This window comes from Halomonas pelophila (assembly GCF_040196315.1).
Classification (GTDB): Bacteria; Pseudomonadota; Gammaproteobacteria; order Pseudomonadales; family Halomonadaceae; genus Halomonas; species Halomonas pelophila.
In genome coordinates this window covers 331,780-347,178 of record NZ_JBEGCI010000001.1, presented here as the reverse complement: position 1 = coordinate 347,178, position 15,399 = coordinate 331,780, and the positions used below count along the sequence as shown (strand labels likewise).

General features: G+C 72.0%; 15 protein-coding genes. 13 read left to right on the top strand and 2 right to left on the bottom strand.

Features of this window, described 5'->3' with window-relative positions; genetic code table 11:
- Positions 1-72: 72 nt before the first annotated feature.
- From ABE957_RS01605 to ABE957_RS01570, 8 genes are all read left to right on the top strand, one after another.
- Complete coding sequence (locus ABE957_RS01605; protein ID WP_349756911.1) at positions 73-1,251, top strand: UbiH/UbiF/VisC/COQ6 family ubiquinone biosynthesis hydroxylase; 1,179 nt, start codon at positions 73-75, stop codon at positions 1,249-1,251.
- Between the two features lie 101 nt (positions 1,252-1,352).
- Positions 1,353-1,502: a hypothetical protein gene (locus ABE957_RS01600; RefSeq protein WP_349756910.1), complete on the top strand. Its 150-nt coding sequence runs from the start codon at positions 1,353-1,355 to the stop codon at positions 1,500-1,502.
- Complete coding sequence (locus ABE957_RS01595) at positions 1,502-2,236, top strand: metal ABC transporter ATP-binding protein (protein WP_349756909.1); 735 nt, start codon at positions 1,502-1,504, stop codon at positions 2,234-2,236. Before ABE957_RS01600 ends, ABE957_RS01595 begins: the two co-directional genes overlap by 1 nt.
- A complete protein-coding gene (locus tag ABE957_RS01590; RefSeq protein ID WP_349756908.1) occupies positions 2,220-3,110 on the top strand; it encodes a metal ABC transporter permease in 891 nt (296 codons plus the stop codon). Before ABE957_RS01595 ends, ABE957_RS01590 begins: the two co-directional genes overlap by 17 nt.
- A gap of 24 nt (positions 3,111-3,134) precedes the next feature.
- On the top strand, positions 3,135-4,169 hold the full coding sequence (locus tag ABE957_RS01585; RefSeq protein ID WP_349756907.1) for a metal ABC transporter solute-binding protein, Zn/Mn family: 1,035 nt from the start codon (positions 3,135-3,137) through the stop codon (positions 4,167-4,169).
- Positions 4,170-4,318: 149 nt separating this feature from the next.
- Positions 4,319-5,002, top strand: coding sequence for an ABC transporter ATP-binding protein (locus ABE957_RS01580; RefSeq protein WP_349756906.1), 684 nt, complete (start codon positions 4,319-4,321; stop codon positions 5,000-5,002).
- Positions 4,993-7,587, top strand: a complete 2,595-nt coding sequence (locus tag ABE957_RS01575) for an FtsX-like permease family protein (RefSeq protein WP_349756905.1) — start codon at positions 4,993-4,995, stop codon at positions 7,585-7,587. The genes ABE957_RS01580 and ABE957_RS01575 overlap by 10 nt, the downstream gene beginning before the upstream one ends.
- Positions 7,584-8,738 carry a lipocalin-like domain-containing protein gene (locus ABE957_RS01570; protein ID WP_349756904.1) on the top strand — a complete coding sequence of 385 codons (1,155 nt, stop codon included), beginning with the start codon at positions 7,584-7,586 and terminating at the stop codon, positions 8,736-8,738. The genes ABE957_RS01575 and ABE957_RS01570 overlap by 4 nt, the downstream gene beginning before the upstream one ends.
- An 80-nt stretch (positions 8,739-8,818) precedes the next feature.
- On the opposite strand, the gene ABE957_RS01565 is transcribed toward ABE957_RS01570, so the two are convergent.
- Together ABE957_RS01565 and gloA are read right to left on the bottom strand one after the other, a co-directional pair.
- The gene (locus tag ABE957_RS01565; protein ID WP_349756903.1) at positions 8,819-9,784 is read right to left on the bottom strand and encodes an ABC transporter substrate-binding protein; all 966 of its coding nucleotides are present in this window, start codon (positions 9,782-9,784) and stop codon (positions 8,819-8,821) included.
- Positions 9,785-9,884: 100 nt separating this feature from the next.
- Positions 9,885-10,418: a lactoylglutathione lyase gene (gloA, locus tag ABE957_RS01560; protein WP_349756902.1), complete on the bottom strand. Its 534-nt coding sequence runs from the start codon at positions 10,416-10,418 to the stop codon at positions 9,885-9,887.
- Between the two features lie 293 nt (positions 10,419-10,711).
- Between gloA and ABE957_RS01555 the strand changes: the two genes are divergently transcribed.
- From ABE957_RS01555 to ABE957_RS01535, 5 genes are all read left to right on the top strand, one after another.
- Positions 10,712-11,056 carry a hypothetical protein gene (locus ABE957_RS01555; RefSeq protein ID WP_349756901.1) on the top strand — a complete coding sequence of 115 codons (345 nt, stop codon included), beginning with the start codon at positions 10,712-10,714 and terminating at the stop codon, positions 11,054-11,056.
- On the top strand, positions 11,056-11,550 hold the full coding sequence (locus ABE957_RS01550; RefSeq protein ID WP_349756900.1) for a C40 family peptidase: 495 nt from the start codon (positions 11,056-11,058) through the stop codon (positions 11,548-11,550). The genes ABE957_RS01555 and ABE957_RS01550 overlap by 1 nt, the downstream gene beginning before the upstream one ends.
- A gap of 97 nt (positions 11,551-11,647) precedes the next feature.
- A complete protein-coding gene (locus tag ABE957_RS01545; protein ID WP_349756898.1) occupies positions 11,648-12,346 on the top strand; it encodes a thermostable hemolysin in 699 nt (232 codons plus the stop codon).
- On the top strand, positions 12,330-14,510 hold the full coding sequence (locus tag ABE957_RS01540) for an AMP-binding protein (RefSeq protein ID WP_349756897.1): 2,181 nt from the start codon (positions 12,330-12,332) through the stop codon (positions 14,508-14,510). The genes ABE957_RS01545 and ABE957_RS01540 overlap by 17 nt, the downstream gene beginning before the upstream one ends.
- Positions 14,497-15,339 (top strand): SDR family oxidoreductase, encoded by an 843-nt coding sequence (locus ABE957_RS01535; protein ID WP_349756896.1) that lies wholly within the window; start codon positions 14,497-14,499, stop codon positions 15,337-15,339. The genes ABE957_RS01540 and ABE957_RS01535 overlap by 14 nt, the downstream gene beginning before the upstream one ends.
- Positions 15,340-15,399: the final 60 nt, after the last annotated feature.

Sequence of the window (15,399 nt, the reverse complement as noted above, 5' to 3'; positions counted from 1 at the left end):
CTCGTGGTGGTGAATCCGGTATCGTAGGCGGTGGATGTCCCGACGTCGAAGCGGTTGTGCTGGGAGGGAGAGATGGACGAGACCCTGGATGCCCTCATCGTGGGCGGCGGCATGGTCGGTGCCGCGACCGCCGTGGCGCTGGCCCAGGCCGGCCTGCGCGTGGCCCTGGTGGAGGGCGGCGAGCCGCCCGAGGCGATCCCCGATGACGCCCCCTTCGACCTGCGGGTCTCGTCGCTCAACCTCGCCTCCCGGCGACTGCTGGAGGAGATCGGCGCCTGGCAGCTCATTCCCGAGGCCCGGCGCTGCCCCTTCCGACATATCGAGGCCAGCGACGAGTCCGGGCAGCGCCACGTCCACTTCGGCGCCGAGGCGCTCGAGCTGCCGGACTTCGGCCACTTCGTCGAGAACCGGGTGATCCGCCGCGCCCTCTGGCAGCGGCTGGCCGAGCTGCCGCAGGCGACGATCCTCTGCCGCGCCGGGCCGGTGGCCTGGCTCCCCGGTGGGCAACACGGCCTGCTGGAGCTCGACGACGGCCGGCTGCTGGCCGCGCGGCTAGTGGTGGGCGCCGACGGGGCGGCGTCGCGCACCCGGCAGCTTGCCGGCATCGCCACTCGCGACGAGGACTATGGCCAGCGCGCCCTGATCATCAATGTGCGGACCCGGCTGCCCCAGCAGGACGTGAGCTGGCAACGCTTCACCGCCTGCGGGCCCCAGGCGATGCTGCCGCTGCCCGGCCACCACGCCTCGCTGGTGTGGTACGACGGCGACGAGGCCAACCGGGCCCGCGAGGCGCTCGACGACGAGGCGCTGCGCCAGGCCATCGAGCGCGACTTCCCGGAGCGCCTGGGGGGCGTGGAGGCGGTGCTGGGTCGCGCCAGTTTCCCCATCCGCCGCCGCCATGCGGAGCGCTATTTGCGCCCGCGGCTGGCGCTGGTGGGCGACGCCGCCCACGTGATCCACCCGCTGGCCGGGCAGGGGCTCAACCTCGGGCTGCAGGATGCCGAGGCGCTGAGTCGCCGGGTGACCGCCGCCTTCCGGGCCGGCCAGGATCCGGGCCAGCGTCGGGTGCTGGCCGGCTATGCCCGCGAGCGACGCCCCCAGACCCTGGCGATGATCGCCGCCATGGAGACCTTCCACCAGGTGTTCACCGGGGCCGCGCCCCTGCGCCAGGCCGGGGGCGCTGGGTTGGCGCTCGCCGACCGCCTGGAGGGCGCCAAGAAACAGGTGATGCGCCACGCCCTGGGGCTCTGACCACGGACGATGAGAGGCAGGCGGCGAACGGCGGCCCGGCAGTGGCTCGGGGCGGTATTGTTATGTTATAACCTTTGCCGCACTTCCGGAGACGATCGACCATGGCACACCGACACCACCGGCATCGCCCCGAAGGGCCCTGCCACTTCTCGCTGATGTCGCTCTCCGCGGCGCGCCGGCTGCTGCTCGTCGCCGCGCCGCTGGCCGCCCTGTGGCTGGCGGTTTCCTGGGCCGCGGGGTGGTGGTCCTGATGGCGCGCCTGCAACTGCACGACCTGCAGCTGGCCCGCGGCGGCCAGACGATCCTCGAACACCTCGACGGGCGCTTCATGGACGGCGCCATCACCGCGCTGATCGGCGCCAACGGCGCCGGCAAGAGCACCCTGATCTCGGCGATCATGGGCATGCTGTCGCCGATCGCCGGGCGGGTCGAGTGCGCGGTGCCCCGCGAGCGCCGCGCCTGGCTGCCGCAGCAGCTGGCGCTGGACCTGACCTTCCCGATGAGCGTGGAAGAGCTGATCATGAGCGGCACCTGGCCGAGCCACGGCGCCCTGAAGGGCTACTGCGGCCCCCACTACCGTCGCTGCCGCGAGATCATGGCCAAGCTCGGCATCTCGCCGCTGGCGCATCGTCAGCTGGGCGAGCTCTCCGGCGGCCAGCGCCAGCGCGCGCTGTTCGGCCGCACCCTGATGCAGGAGGCCGAGCTGCTGCTGCTCGACGAGCCCTTCGCCAACGTCGACATCGAGACGGTCGACGTGCTGATGGAGGTGCTGCGCGAGATGGCCCGCGCCGGAACCACCATCATCGTGGTGCTCCACGACATGGAGCAGCTCGCCCGCCTGGCCGACGACGTGCTGCTGCTGGCCGGCGGCCACGGCCGCTGGGTGCGTCCCGACGCCCTCCTCGACCACCACAGCGGCCTGGTGCCCCGCGCACCGCGCCTGCCCCTGACCTTTCCGGATGCTTCCCATGCTGGCACTGCTTGAGGCCTGGCTGATCGCCCCCTTCGACTATGGCTTCATGCAGCGCGCCTTGGTGGCCGGGCTGGCGCTGTCGCTGGCCGCCCCGCCGCTGGGCGTGTTCCTGATGCTGCGCGGCATGAGCCTGATCGGCGACGCCATGGCCCACGCCATCCTGCCCGGGGTGGCGCTGGGCTTCCTGGCCGCCGGCTTCTCACTGCCGATGATGAGCCTCGGCGGCATCCTCTCGGGGCTCTTGATCGCCGTGCTCGCCGGCAGCGTCTCGCAGATGACCGGTCACAAGGAGGACTCGGCCATGGCCAGCTTCTTCCTCATCTCGCTGGCCGCGGGGGTGATGCTGGTCTCGCTGGGCGGCAGCAGCGTCGATCTTACCCACGTGCTGTTCGGCTCGATCCTGGCCGTCGACTCCATCGCCCTGACGCTGATCGCCGGCATCAGCAGCCTGATCGTGATCACCTTGGCGGTGATCTTCCGCGCCCTGGTGGTGGAGTGCCTCGATCCGCTGTTCCTGCGCGGCCAGGGAGTGCGCGGCGGCCTGGTCCACGGCATCTTCCTCGGCCTGGTGGTGCTCAACCTCACCGCCGGTTTCCAGACCCTGGGCACCCTGATGGCCGTGGGCCTGATGATGCTGCCCGCCACCACCGCACGCTTCTGGAGCCAGCGCCTGGAGGGGCTGATCGCCATCGCCATCGTCATCGCGCTTGCGGCCAGCACCGGCGGCCTGCTGATCTCCTATCACTTCAGCCTGCCCTCGGGCCCGGCGATCATCCTGCTGGCCGGCGCCGCTTACGTGCTCTCCGCACTGTTTGGCCGCCACCATAGCCTGACCGCCCGCCGGCGCCGCCATGCCCAGCCGCTGGGCGCCGCCGTCAACGACTGACACACCCAACCAAGGAAGCCCGCCATGCGCCTCGCCCGAACTCTTGCCCTGCTCGCCGGGGTGTCCACCCTGCTGGCCCTGCCCGCCGCCCTGGCCGCGGAGCGCGTCCAGGTGGTCACCAGCTTCAGCCTGCTCGCCAACATGATCGAGAACGTCGGCGGCGAGCACGTCGAGGTGGCGGCGCTGGTCGGGCCGGACAGCGATGCCCATGTCTACTCGCCACGCCCCACCGACGCCCGCGATCTCGCCGAGGCGGACCTGGTGGTCTTCAACGGCCTGCAGTTCGAGGGCTGGATGGAGCGGCTGATCGATGCCAGCGACTTCGACGGCCCGCTGGTGGTGGCGACCGACGGCCTCGAGGCGCACCTCGAGGCCGCCGAGGACGACGGGCATGACGCGCACGCCAGCCACGACGACGAGGCGCCCGGCGACGAGCACGATCACGGCCCCCTCGACCCCCACGCCTGGCAGGATCTGGGGCTGGGCGAGATCTATGTGGATAACATCCGCGACGGCCTGATCGCCGCCGACCCGGCCCACGCCGATGCCTACCGGGCCAACGCCGAGCGCTACCTCGACGCCATCGCCGCGGCCGACGACGAACTTCGCGCCCTGCTCGACGAGATCCCCGACGAGACCACGGTGATCACCGGCCACGCCTCCTTCGGCCACTTCGCCCGCGCCTACGGCCTGCGCTTCCTCTCGCCCCAGGGGCTCTCCACCGCGGGCGAGCCGAGCGCGGCCAACATGGCCCGGCTGATCGACGTGATCCGCGAGCAGAGCGTGCGGGCGCTGTTCCACGAGAACATGACCAGCCCCGCCATGATCGACCAGCTGGCCGAGGAGACCGGCCTGCCGGTGGCCGGCACCCTCTATGCCGACGCCCTGGCCAGCGACGGCGAGGCCGATAGCTGGCTCGGCATGATGCGTCACAACGCCCGGGTGCTCCACGACGCCCTGGCACAGCCGGGCCATGAAGAGCCGGGCCATGAAGGGGACAGCGACGCTCAGGGCCAGGATCACGCCCCGGACGAGGCGCCACACGACCACGCGCACTGAGTTAGCGCGCCACAGGACCACACGGCGGCTCGAGCACGCCGACGCCAGACCAGCGCACGGCCACCACGCCGGCACGACACGGGCGCCATCTACGGATGGCGCCCGTTTTGTGCCACCATCGAGCCACGCCCCTCGCCAGGACCGCCGCCATGCTCGAGTTCCGCCAGGTCGCCAAGGCCTACGCCACGCCCCAGGGGCCGCTCGAGGTGCTCGCGGGGGTGGACCTCGCACTGGCGGCCGGCGAGAGCCTGGCGCTGATGGGCGAGTCGGGCAGCGGCAAGTCGACCCTGCTGCACCTGGCCGCCGGGCTCGACCTGCCCAACCGCGGCGAGGTGCGCCTCGCCGGCCAGGCGATCTCGTCGCTCGCCGAGCCGGTCCGGGCGCGGCTACGCCGCGAGACCCTGGGCCTGGTGTTCCAGCAGTTCCACCTGGTGGCGAGCCTCACCGTGCGCGACAACCTGCGCCTGCAGGCGCGCCTGGCGGGTCGCGAACGGCCCGACTGGACGGCCGAGCTGATCGAGCGGCTGGGCCTGGCCGGGCTGGAAAAGCGCTATCCCGAGCAGCTCTCCGGCGGCCAGCAGCAGCGCCTGGCCATCGGCCGGGCGCTGGCGCCGCGCCCCGCCCTGCTGCTCGCCGACGAGCCCACCGGCAACCTCGACGAAGACACCGCCGACGAGGTGCTCGACCTGCTGCTGGCGCTGGTGCGCGACACCGGCTGCGCCCTGCTGATGGTGACCCACAGCCCGCGGGTGGCCGCCCCGCTGGACCGCCGCCTGCACCTCACCCATGGCCGGCTGACGACACCCCCGGCGGGGCAGGACGCATGCGCCTGACGCTCGTCGCCCTGGCCACGCTGCTCGGCCACTATCGCCGCCACCCCGGCCAGCTGGCCATGCTACTGCTGGGCCTCTGGGTGGCCGGCGCCCTGTGGAGCGGCGTGCAGGCGATCAACGCCTCGGCCCGGGACAGCTACGCCCGGGCCGAGGCGCTCTTCACCAGCGGCCTGGACCGCCTGGAGCGCCGCGACGGCGAGGCGCTGGATCACGCGGACTTCGTGACCCTGCGCCGCGCCGGGCTTGCCGTCTCGCCGCTGCTGGAGGGCGAGGTGGTCACCGTGCAAGGCGAGCGGCTGACGGTGATCGGCATCGACCCGCTGACCCTGCCCGGCGACAGCGCCTTCGCCACCGCCGGCAGCGGCGGCGGACTGACCGCCTTCTTCACCCCGCCCTGGCAGACCCGCCTGGCCCCAGCCAGCGTGGAACAACTAGGACTCGAGGCCTCCACGGCCCCCGGCGCCACCCCGGCGCTTGCCGACGGCCAAACGCTGCCGCCGCTTTCCCTCGCCCCGTCGCTGCCGCCGGATACCCTGGTGATGGACATCGCTGCCGCGGCGCGGCTGCTGGGCAGCGGCGACGCCGCCAGCCGGCTGTTGGCCGACGCGGGCGCGCTGGACGCGGCCCCGGCGGGCTATCGGCTGATCCGCGCCGAGACCCTGGCGGACCCGGGCGAGCTCACCGCGAGCTTTCACCTCAACCTCACCGCCATGGCGCTGCTGGCGCTGATCGTCGGGCTCTTCATCGTCCAGGCGGCGCTGGGCCTGGCGCTGGAGCAGCGCCTGGGGCTGCTGCGCACCCTGCGCGCCCTGGGCGTGCCGGGGCGCACCCTGGTCGGGGTGCTGGCCCTCGAGCTCGCCCTGCTCGGGCTCATCGGCGCCCTGGCCGGCATCGCCAGTGGCGTGTGGCTCGCCCGCGCGCTGCTGCCGGACGTGGCCGCTACGCTGCAGGGCCTCTATGGCGCCGCGGTGGGCACCCGGCTCCAGCTGCCCTGGCACTACTGGCTCGGCGGGCTCGGCGTGACCCTGGGCGGGCTCACCATCGCCGGCAGCGGCACCCTGTGGCGGGCCGCCCGGCTCGGCGTGCTGGAGCTCGGTCAGGCCCAGGCATGGCGCGCAGGCTTCCAGCGCCAGCTGCGCGGGCAGGCCATCGCCGGCAGCCTCGCCGCCCTGCTGGCGCTGGCCACGGGGGCCTGGCTGGCCACGCGGCCGCCCGGCGAGGGGCTGGTCGCCGGCTTCGTGATGATCGCGGCGCTGATGCTCGCCTGTGCCCTCTGGCTGTCGCCGCTGCTCGCGACCGGGCTCGCCTGGCTGGCCGGGCTCGCCCGCCACCGTCCACTGACCCAGTGGGCTCTGGCCGACCTGCAGCTGCAGCTACCGCGGCTGTCGTTCGCCATGATGGCGCTGCTGATCGCCCTCTCCGCCAATCTGGGCGTCGGCAGCATGGTCGGCGGCTTTCGCCTCACCTTCCTCGACTGGCTGGACCAGCGGCTGGCCGCCGATCTCTACCTGCGCCCGCCGCCCGAGCGCGTCGACGAAGTGCAGGCCTGGCTCGCGCGCCGCGACGAGGTCGCCGAGCTGCTGCCCACCGCCGAGGCCGAGGCGGTGCTGCTCGCGCATCGTGCCCAAGGCCGGATTCATAACGAGATAGAAAGCGAGACAAAAAGCGAGATAGAAAGCGAGGCACAGAGCGATTCAAGAGACGAGCCTCAAGCCGCTCCCCTGAACGTGCCGGTGACGCTCTTCGGCATCACCCCGGGCGAGCGCCTGACCCCGAGCTGGCCGCTGCTTCAGACGGCGGCCGGCCGCGACGCGGCCTGGGCCGCCCTCGAAGCGGGCGAGACCTTCATCAACGAGCAGCTGGCCCTCGGCCAGGGCATCGCCCCCGGCGATCGACTCGTCCTGCAGGCGCCGGGCGGCCGGGGCCGCGAGGAGGTGACGGTGGCCGCCGTCTATCCCGACTACGGCAACCCGCGTGGCGAGGTGCTGCTGACCGCGACCCGGCTGCGCGAGCGCTTCGATGCGCCGCCGGGCTCCATCGGCATCGCGCTCGCCGAGGGGCACACCGCCGCCCCGCTCTCCCGGGCGCTGACCAAGCGCTTCGGCCTCGACGACGAGGCCGTGCTCGACCAGCGCCGGATCAAGGCGCTCTCCACCGATATCTTCGAGCGCACCTTCGCCATCACCCGGGCCCTCAATGCCCTGACGCTGGCCGTGGCGGCCCTGGCGCTGCTCGCCAGCCTGCTCGCCCAGGCTCGGGAGCGCCGCCGCCGGCTGGCGCCGCTGTGGGCGCTGGGCGTGCCAAGGCGCGAGCTGGCGAGCCTGCAGCTGGCCCAGCTGGGCGGCGCGGCGCTGGTGACGGGGCTTCTCGCCGTGCCGCTGGGCATCGCCATCACGGCCAGCCTGGTGTCGGTGATCAACGTGGCCGCCTTCGGCTGGCGCCTGCCGCTGCACGTCTTCCCCGGCGAGATCGCGCTGACCCTGGCTACCGCCCTGGGTGTGGCGCTACTGGCGGCCGGCCTGCCGGCCCTGACGCTGTGGCGCACGCCACCGCGCGCGCTGCTGGCCGAGGAGGAGACCACATGAGGCGTTATCCGATCGGAGGCGCGCTCTTCGCCCTGCTCGTCCTGCTGGCAGGCTGCGCCGAGGAGCCGTCCCCCGCCGCCTCCCAGGGCTTCGCGGGGCTCGGCGCCGAGGCCGGCGGCTTCGCCCAGGCCGCCCCGGACACGCCGCTGCGCTTCCCCGAGGATCACGGCCCCCACCCCGACCACCGCCTGGAGTGGTGGTACCTCACCGCCAACCTGGAGGACGCGGAGGGGGAGCCGATGGGCGTGCAGTGGACGCTCTTCCGCCAGGCCCAGCGACCGCCGGCCGAGCGCCCGGAGGCACCCGGCCCCTGGGCCGCCGACCAGCTGTGGATGGCCCACATGGCGGTCTCCCGGGGCGAGCTCCACCGGGTCGCCGAGCGCTTCGCCCGGGGCGACTCCGATAACGCCTCGCCCGAGCGGGACCAGGCCGGCGCCACCGCCCGGCCCTTTCGCGCCTGGCTCGACGACTGGACGCTGGATAGCCGCGGCGCGGCACCCGGGCGGGACGCCCTGGACCGGCTGACGGTCCACGCCCGCGCCGGGACGGGCGATGACGCCTTCGGCTATCGGCTCGATCTCACGGCCCAGGGCCCGCTGGTGCACCATGGCAAGCCGACCTTCAACGAGGGAGACGCCGCGGCCGCGGGCCCGATCTACCTGAGCCAGCCCTTCTATGAGGTCGCCGGCGAGGTCACCCTGGCCGGCGAGACCCATACGGTCAGCGGCCGCGCCTGGCTCGACCGCGAGTGGGGCAACCGCCTGATGGCGCCCTGGCACGAGGGCTGGGACTGGTTCGCGCTGCACCTCGCCGACGGCCACAAGCTGATGGTCTACCACCTGCGCGGCGACTCGGCCGCAAAGAGCACCCTGTTCGGCACCTGGATCGCCCCGGACGGAGAGACGCAGAGCCTCGACGGCGAGAGCCTCTCGCTGATGCCGCTGGCCAGCCGCCGCGTCGCCGGCCGCGAGCTGCCCACTCGCTGGCGGCTCGCCGTGCCGGACCAGGACCTCGACCTGACGATCAGCGCGGAGCACCCGAACCGCTGGATGCCCACCTCGGTGCCCTACTGGGAGGGCGCGGTGCGGGTCACCGACCGCGACGACGGCGCGCCGCGGGGCGTGGGCTACCTCGAGATGACCGGCTACTGACGGGCGGGCTTTCGTGGCCCCAACGACAACGAGGCCGCCCCATGGGGCGGCCTCGTCGCGTAACGCGGGGCGGGCAGGAATCAGGCGTCGGGGATCTCCAGCGCCTGCTGCACCGCCGGCCAGGCCGGCTCGCCGTCGAGGGTGGTCACGCCCTCGAGGAAAACCTTGGCCTTGGCGGGGTTGTCGCGCAGCCACGCCAGGGCCACCTCTTCCGGCTCGCGCTCCTCGTAGCTGAAGCCGCGGATCATCGCGCTCTGGTCATCGGCGGTGAAGTTGAGCTGGTCGATCAGCCGGGTGGCGTTGGGATTGGACTCGTTGAAGGCCGTGGAGACCAGGGTGCGCACGTCGCTACGGCCGCCCTCCGGGCCCCACATGTCCTGGGTGTCGGTCAGGAACTTCACATCGTATTCGATGTTCATCCAGTGCGGCGTCCAACCGGAGAAGAGGATCCACTCCTCACGGTCGATGGCCGCGTCCACGGCGCTCAGCATGCCCGGCGTGGAGGTCTCGGAGAGATCCCAGTCGCCCAGGCCGTAGGTGTCCTTCTCGACCGCCTCGTTGAGGGTATCGCTCATCCCGGAGCCCACCTCGATGGAGTAGATGGTGCGGTCGAGCTTCTCGGCGAACTCTTCGTCGGCCAGGTCCTCGGCGGTGGTCACGCCGGCGTCATAAACGTAGGTCGGCACGGCGAAGCCCAGGCGCGCGCCGTCGACGTTGTTGCCCAGATCGACGATGGCGCCCTTCTCCAGGGTGGCATCGAACATCGCCTGCTGGGCGGGCAGCCAGGCCGCAAGGAAGGCGTCGACCTCTTCCTGGGTCAGCGCCTCGTAGGTGATGGTGGAGCCAAGCTCCTCCTGATCCACCTCGTAACCGAGGGTCTCGAGCAGCGTCTCGGCCAGCGCCGTCTTGACGGTCACGCCGGGCCAGGCCGGCACGGAGAAGCGCACTTGTTCAGGTTCGGCGGCCTGAGCCACGCTCACGGCCAGCGGGGCGGCCAGCAGGGTGCCGGCGAGGGCCAGCGTCAGGGGACGAAGAGGCAGGGTCATCGGGACTCCTTGGCAGGTCATGCCGTTTAGAATGATCCCATGACCCTATTCCCCCTGGCGCCGCCTATCAACGTTTCGCCACCAACGAAGCGCCCCGCCCTCAGTCGCCCTTGCCGGCCATGCGGGCCGCCTCGACCACCTCGATCCAGTAGCCGTCGACGTCCTTGACGAACACCACGTCCTTCATCTTGCCCTGATCGGCGCGCTTGACGAACTCGACCGCGTTGGCGTCGAACCACGCCTGAGCCGCCTCGAGATCCGGCACGCTGAAGCAGATGTGGCCGAAGCCCTGGGGCTCGGCGTTGCCGTCATGGTAGGCGAAGTCGTCCTGGGTCTCGGTGCCCCAGTTGTGGGTCAGCTCCAGCACGCCGCGCTGGTCGAAGGTCCAGGCGGTGCGCGCGTCACGCTCCTCGGGGATCCGCTCTCCGGCCTCCGGGCGCGCCAGGAAGTAGAGCGAGAACTGCATCTCCTCGAAGTCGAGCCGACGCAGCACCCGCATGCCGAACACGCGGGTATAGAAGGCCAGCGCGCGCTCGGGATCCTTGATGCGCAGCATGGTGTGGTTGAGGCGAAAGCCGTTGCTCTCGGCCGTGGGGGCCTTTACGCCGGGGTGCTGTTCTCCCTGGAAGCTCATGCGGGACTCCTCATGCAATAACGAATGGGCAATAACGAATGGATAAAAACGGATGGGTGAAAAAATCGCGGCACGATGCCGAGAGGGTGACGAGAATGAAGGAGGTGGGGACGACGGGCGGGCTTTTCCAGCCCCGGCAGGCGTGCGGCTCGCCTCGCGTCGATCACCATGTACAGAAGTGACGCACCGGTAACGTCAGGTGGCATTTTGTCGCGAACGCCTCTTGATGCGGCCCGAAAACCTTCTACACTAGTTATACAAAACAAACCTGAGAACCAGTGAGGCACCACCCCATGTCCATCGCGGCCTACCAGCTGGGTGATCACGTCACCCTCAAGGAAATTGCCAACGCCGTCGCCCACGGCCTGACGCCCATCGTCGAGGTCGAATCGATGGATGGCATCTACACCGTGCGCTTCCACCATGCCAACGACGTCTCGGATCTCTCCGATGCCCACGGCAAGACCCGCACCTTCCTGGGCACCGGCGAGATCCGCGACCTGCTCGGCGGCATCGGCCTGACCCACGGCGTACTCACCTGGGGCGACCAGTGCGGCGACGAGATGATCGGTGTGCCGGGCCATGCCCTCTCGCCGGACGAGATGCTGGCCAGCGGCACACGAATCGCCTTTCGCTGATGCACGCTCATCGATCGGCCACGGACGGCGCGATCCGGCTGTTGATCGCCCTGCTAATCGCCTGGCTGCTGACGGGCTGCGCGGGCAGAGAGCTCGCCACCAGAGACGAGGCGGGCGCAATCTCCATCGATCGCGCGCTGATCCTCGCCGAGGCCAGGCGATCCCTCGGCATCCCTTATCGTTACGGCGGCAACAGCGATCATGGCCTGGACTGCTCGGGCCTGGTGCGGCGCGCCTACGCCCGCGCCGGCATCCGCGTGCCGCGCACCTCCCGGGCGCAGTTCAAGGCCCTGCCGCGCGTAAATGAGGCGCGCCCCGGCGACCTGCTGTTCTTCGCCACCGCCGGGGGCCGCCGGGCGAGCCACGTCGGCATCTACCTGGGCGACGGCGAGATGATCCACGCGCCGGGCCGCGGTCGCCGCGTCACCACTACCGCCCTGGCCCTGGACTACTGGCAGGAGCGCTTCCTGGGCGCCGCCGCGCCCGCGCCCTGACCACTTTTCTGTGGAAAGCGCCACTTCGTCGCGCCTCTTAAGCCATCGTTAAGTTGACCCAACCACAGTATCGGGGAAACGTCATGGAGACGCCCCGATGTCGAACCCCGATCCCGTTCACGCGCCCGCCCCCGGCCAAAGCCCGCCGACGGTCCCTATCGTCGCGAGTACTCCGATCGCCACGGCCTTCCCGCTCGAGTGGCGGGAGGGGCGCCACTGGTATGAGCGTCGGCGCCTGGAGCGGCTGGTACGCCGCTGCTTCACCCTCGACCACGGCGCCCGCATCCGTCATTTCCTGCCGCGCCTCTTCGGGCTCTGGGAGGGCGAAACGCCCCTGGCGGCGGTCGGGGCTGGTCGGGCCATCGCCGGGCCGCTCTTTCAGGAGCACTACCTGGACGAGCCCGTCGAGACCTTCCTCTCCCGCTATCTCGGCCGGCCCGTCAGCCGCGAGGCGATCGCCGAGATCGGCAACCTGGTCAGCCTGCGCCGCGGCCTGCAGCGGCGCCTCTTCGTGCCGCTGATCGATCAGCTGGTCGACGACGGGCTCGAGTGGGTGCTGTTCACCGCGACGCCGACGGTGGCCAACGGCATCCGCCGGCTCGGCATCGAACTGCATCCACTGCACCTCGCCGACCCGACGCGGCTGGGCGACGAGCAGGCCGGCTGGGGCCGCTACTACGAGCACCAGCCCCGGGTGATGGCCGGCGACCTGCGCCTGGCCCACAAGGTGCTCACCGAACGCGGCCTGCTGGGCCCGGCGCGCCTCGCGGAGGTCGACCATGCCCCGTGGCACTGAGATCCTGCTGGCGCGCCTGGCCCACCTCGCCGAGGCGGCGCCCGATACCCCGGCCCTGGACGACGGCCGGCGACGCATCGCCTACGGCGCACTGCCCGGCGAGATCGATGAGCGCCGCGCCCGCCTAGACGCCCTCGGCGCCCGGCGAATCGGCCTGGCGCTCGATAACGGCCTCGACTGGGCGCTCTGGCACCTCGCCCTGCTGACCGATGGCCGAGTCGACGTGCCGGTCCCCGCCTTCTTCAGCGAGGCCCAGCGTCGCCACCTGGTGGAGCAGGCCGGCCTGGACGCCTGGATCGGCCCCCGCGCCGCGTCGCTCGGCTTCTCGGAAAGCCCCGACCCGGCCATCGCCCGCCGGTCGGTGGCCTCGGCGCCCGCGCTGCATGCCGGCACCGGCACGATCACCTTCACCTCCGGCACCAGCGGCCACCCCAAGGGCGTGTGCCTCGACCGCGCGGCCCCGCTGCGGGTCGCCGAGAGCCTCGCCGAGGCGGTGGAGCCGCTGTCGATCCATCGCCACCTGGCCATGCTGCCCCTGGCGACCCTGCTGGAGAACATCGGCGGCCTCTACGTGCCGCTGCTGCTGAGCGCCACCGCCGGCCTGCCCGGAGCCGCCGACCTGGGCTGGACCGGCGGCAGCGGCTTCGATCCCCGCCGCGCCCTCTCGGCCCTCGAGGCCTTTCGCCCGCACAGCCTGATCCTGGTGCCCCAGCTGCTGCAGGCGCTGGTCGAGCAGTCGCCCCAGCCCCCCGCCGGGCTGCGCGTCGTCGCCGTGGGCGGGGCCCGGGTCGTCGCGTCGCTGCTCGACCGGGCGCGCGACGGCGGCTGGCCGGTGATCGAGGGCTATGGCCTGTCGGAGGCCGCCTCGGTGGTCTGCCTCAACCGCCCCGGCGAGCCCGCCCTCGGCGTGGGCCGCCCCCTGCCCCACGCCCAGGTCCGCGTCGCCGCCGATGGCGAGGTGCAGGTCCGGGGCGCCACCATGCTCGGCTACCTGGGCGAGCCGCCCCTGGACGGCTGGCACACCAGCGGCGATCTCGGCCACTGGCAGGGCGAGCACCTGGTGCTCGACGGCCGCCGCCGCGACGTCTTCATCACCGCCTACGGCCGCAACGTCGACCCCCAGTGGGTGGAAGGCGAGCTCTGCGCGCGGCCAGCCATCGCCCAGGCGCTGGTTCACGGCGAGGCGCTGGCGCACAACCGGGCGCTGATCGTGCCCGCGAGCCCCGAGCTTGACGACCAGGCCCTGGCGGCGGCGATCGCCTACGCCAACGCCGACCTGCCCGACTATGCCCGGGTCAGCGAATGGCGCCGCTGCCCGCCCTTCACCCCCGACAACCAGCAGCTCACGGCCAACGGTCGCCTGCGACGCGACACCCTACACGCCGTCTACAGCGACTGGCTCCTGCGCCCCGTAAAGGCGCCGCCGATGCCCACCCCGTTCGATCCTTCCATGCCCCAAAGGAGCAACGCCATGACCCCCTACCAGCATCTGCAGGACGCCACCCGTGCCGAGCGCGACTGGCTGCTGGCCGCCCCGCTGCTGACCCGCGCCCTGAGCGGCGAGGTGAGCCGCGAGGAGTACCTGGCTTTCCTCGGCCAGGCCTATCACCACGTGCGCTTCACGGTGCCGCTGATGATGGCCTGCGGGGCACGCCTGCCCGAGCGCCTCGGCTGGCTGCGCAGCGCCCTGGTGGAGTATATCGAGGAGGAGCACGGCCACGAGCAGTGGATCCTCGACGACATCCGCGCGGCCGGCGGCGATGCGGAGGCGGCGGCCATGGCCGAGCCCGCGCCGGCCACGACGCTGATGGTCTCCCATGTGCGCGACGTCATCGATCACGGCAACCCGGTGGGCTTCTTCGGCATGGTGCAGGTGCTCGAGGGCACCAGCACGGCGATCGCCACCCAGGCCGCCGAAGGGCTCCAGTCGAGCCTCGGCCTGCCGGATGACGCGGTGCGCTACCTGACCTCCCACGGCAGCCTGGACATTAGCCACCTGGCCTTCTTCGAGGGCCTGGTGAACCGGCTCGACGACGAGGACCTGGCGGCGGTGATCGACACCGCCAAGATGGTCTATCGCCTCTATGGCGCCATGTTCCGCGGCGTCACCGCCCGCTGCGCCGGCGACGACGCGACCCGGGAGCTCGCCGATGCTCTCGTGTAGCACGCCCTGGTCCAGACAGCTCCCCGAGGGCGGCTGGGCCGCCCAGTCGGTGCTGATCAGCGGGGCCAGCGGCGGCATCGGCCAGGCGCTGGTCGACGAGCTGGCAGGCGCCGGGGCGCGGCTGCTGATCACCGGCCGCCGCCAGGAGGCCCTGGACGCCCTGGCGGCGCGCCATCCGGAACGCGTGACGGTCATGGCCGCCGACCTGACCCGCGCCGAGGAGCGCCGGCAACTGGTCGAGCGGGCCTGTGAGGCGGGCTGCACCATGCTGATCAACGCCGCCGGGGTGAACCGGGTGGGGCTCTTCGAGTCCTTCAGCGACGCGGAGATCGAGGCCCTGATCACCCTCAACCTCACCAGCACCCTGCAGCTGACCCGCGCGCTGCTACCCCAGCTGCTCGCCGCGGACCACGGCTGGGTGGTCAACCTGGGCTCGACCTTCGGCACCATCGGCTATCCCGGCCAGGCCGGCTACTGCGCCACCAAGTTCGCCCTGCGCGGCTTCACTCAGGCTCTGCGCCGGGAGCTGGCCGATACCCGGGTCCACGTGCTGCACGTGGCGCCGCGGGCCACCCGCACCGGCATGAACGCACCGGAGATCGAGGCGATGAACCAGGCGCTGGGCAACGCCATGGACTCCCCCCAGCGGGTCGCCCACCTGGTTCGCCGCGCCATCGAGGCCGGGCGCGAGGAGACCCAGCTGGGCGATCCCGAGCGGCTCTTCGCCCGCCTCAACGCCATCGCCCCGGGCCTGGTCGACCGGGCCCTGCGCCGCCAGCTGCCCACCATTCGTCGCTTCCTCGCAAGGCCCAACGGCGAGGCCCCGTGACCCGCGAGCCGCCCCGGGACTCGACAGCCGCCCCGTGCGCGGCGACTATCCCGACAGCCA

Bases quoted from the DNA above. Each gene is read 5' to 3' on its own strand.
- ABE957_RS01605 (WP_349756911.1), top strand. From the start codon at position 73: ATGGACGAGACCCTGGATGCCCTCATCGTGGGCGGCGGCATGGTCGGT.
- ABE957_RS01600 (WP_349756910.1), top strand. From the start codon at position 1,353: ATGGCACACCGACACCACCGGCATCGCCCCGAAGGGCCCTGCCACTTC.
- ABE957_RS01595 (WP_349756909.1), top strand. From the start codon at position 1,502: ATGGCGCGCCTGCAACTGCACGACCTGCAGCTGGCCCGCGGCGGCCAG.
- ABE957_RS01590 (WP_349756908.1), top strand. From the start codon at position 2,220: ATGCTGGCACTGCTTGAGGCCTGGCTGATCGCCCCCTTCGACTATGGC.
- ABE957_RS01585 (WP_349756907.1), top strand. From the start codon at position 3,135: ATGCGCCTCGCCCGAACTCTTGCCCTGCTCGCCGGGGTGTCCACCCTG.
- ABE957_RS01580 (WP_349756906.1), top strand. From the start codon at position 4,319: ATGCTCGAGTTCCGCCAGGTCGCCAAGGCCTACGCCACGCCCCAGGGG.
- ABE957_RS01575 (WP_349756905.1), top strand. From the start codon at position 4,993: ATGCGCCTGACGCTCGTCGCCCTGGCCACGCTGCTCGGCCACTATCGC.
- ABE957_RS01570 (WP_349756904.1), top strand. From the start codon at position 7,584: ATGAGGCGTTATCCGATCGGAGGCGCGCTCTTCGCCCTGCTCGTCCTG.
- ABE957_RS01565 (WP_349756903.1), bottom strand. From the start codon at position 9,784: ATGACCCTGCCTCTTCGTCCCCTGACGCTGGCCCTCGCCGGCACCCTG.
- gloA (WP_349756902.1), bottom strand. From the start codon at position 10,418: ATGAGCTTCCAGGGAGAACAGCACCCCGGCGTAAAGGCCCCCACGGCC.
- ABE957_RS01555 (WP_349756901.1), top strand. From the start codon at position 10,712: ATGTCCATCGCGGCCTACCAGCTGGGTGATCACGTCACCCTCAAGGAA.
- ABE957_RS01550 (WP_349756900.1), top strand. From the start codon at position 11,056: ATGCACGCTCATCGATCGGCCACGGACGGCGCGATCCGGCTGTTGATC.
- ABE957_RS01545 (WP_349756898.1), top strand. From the start codon at position 11,648: ATGTCGAACCCCGATCCCGTTCACGCGCCCGCCCCCGGCCAAAGCCCG.
- ABE957_RS01540 (WP_349756897.1), top strand. From the start codon at position 12,330: ATGCCCCGTGGCACTGAGATCCTGCTGGCGCGCCTGGCCCACCTCGCC.
- ABE957_RS01535 (WP_349756896.1), top strand. From the start codon at position 14,497: ATGCTCTCGTGTAGCACGCCCTGGTCCAGACAGCTCCCCGAGGGCGGC.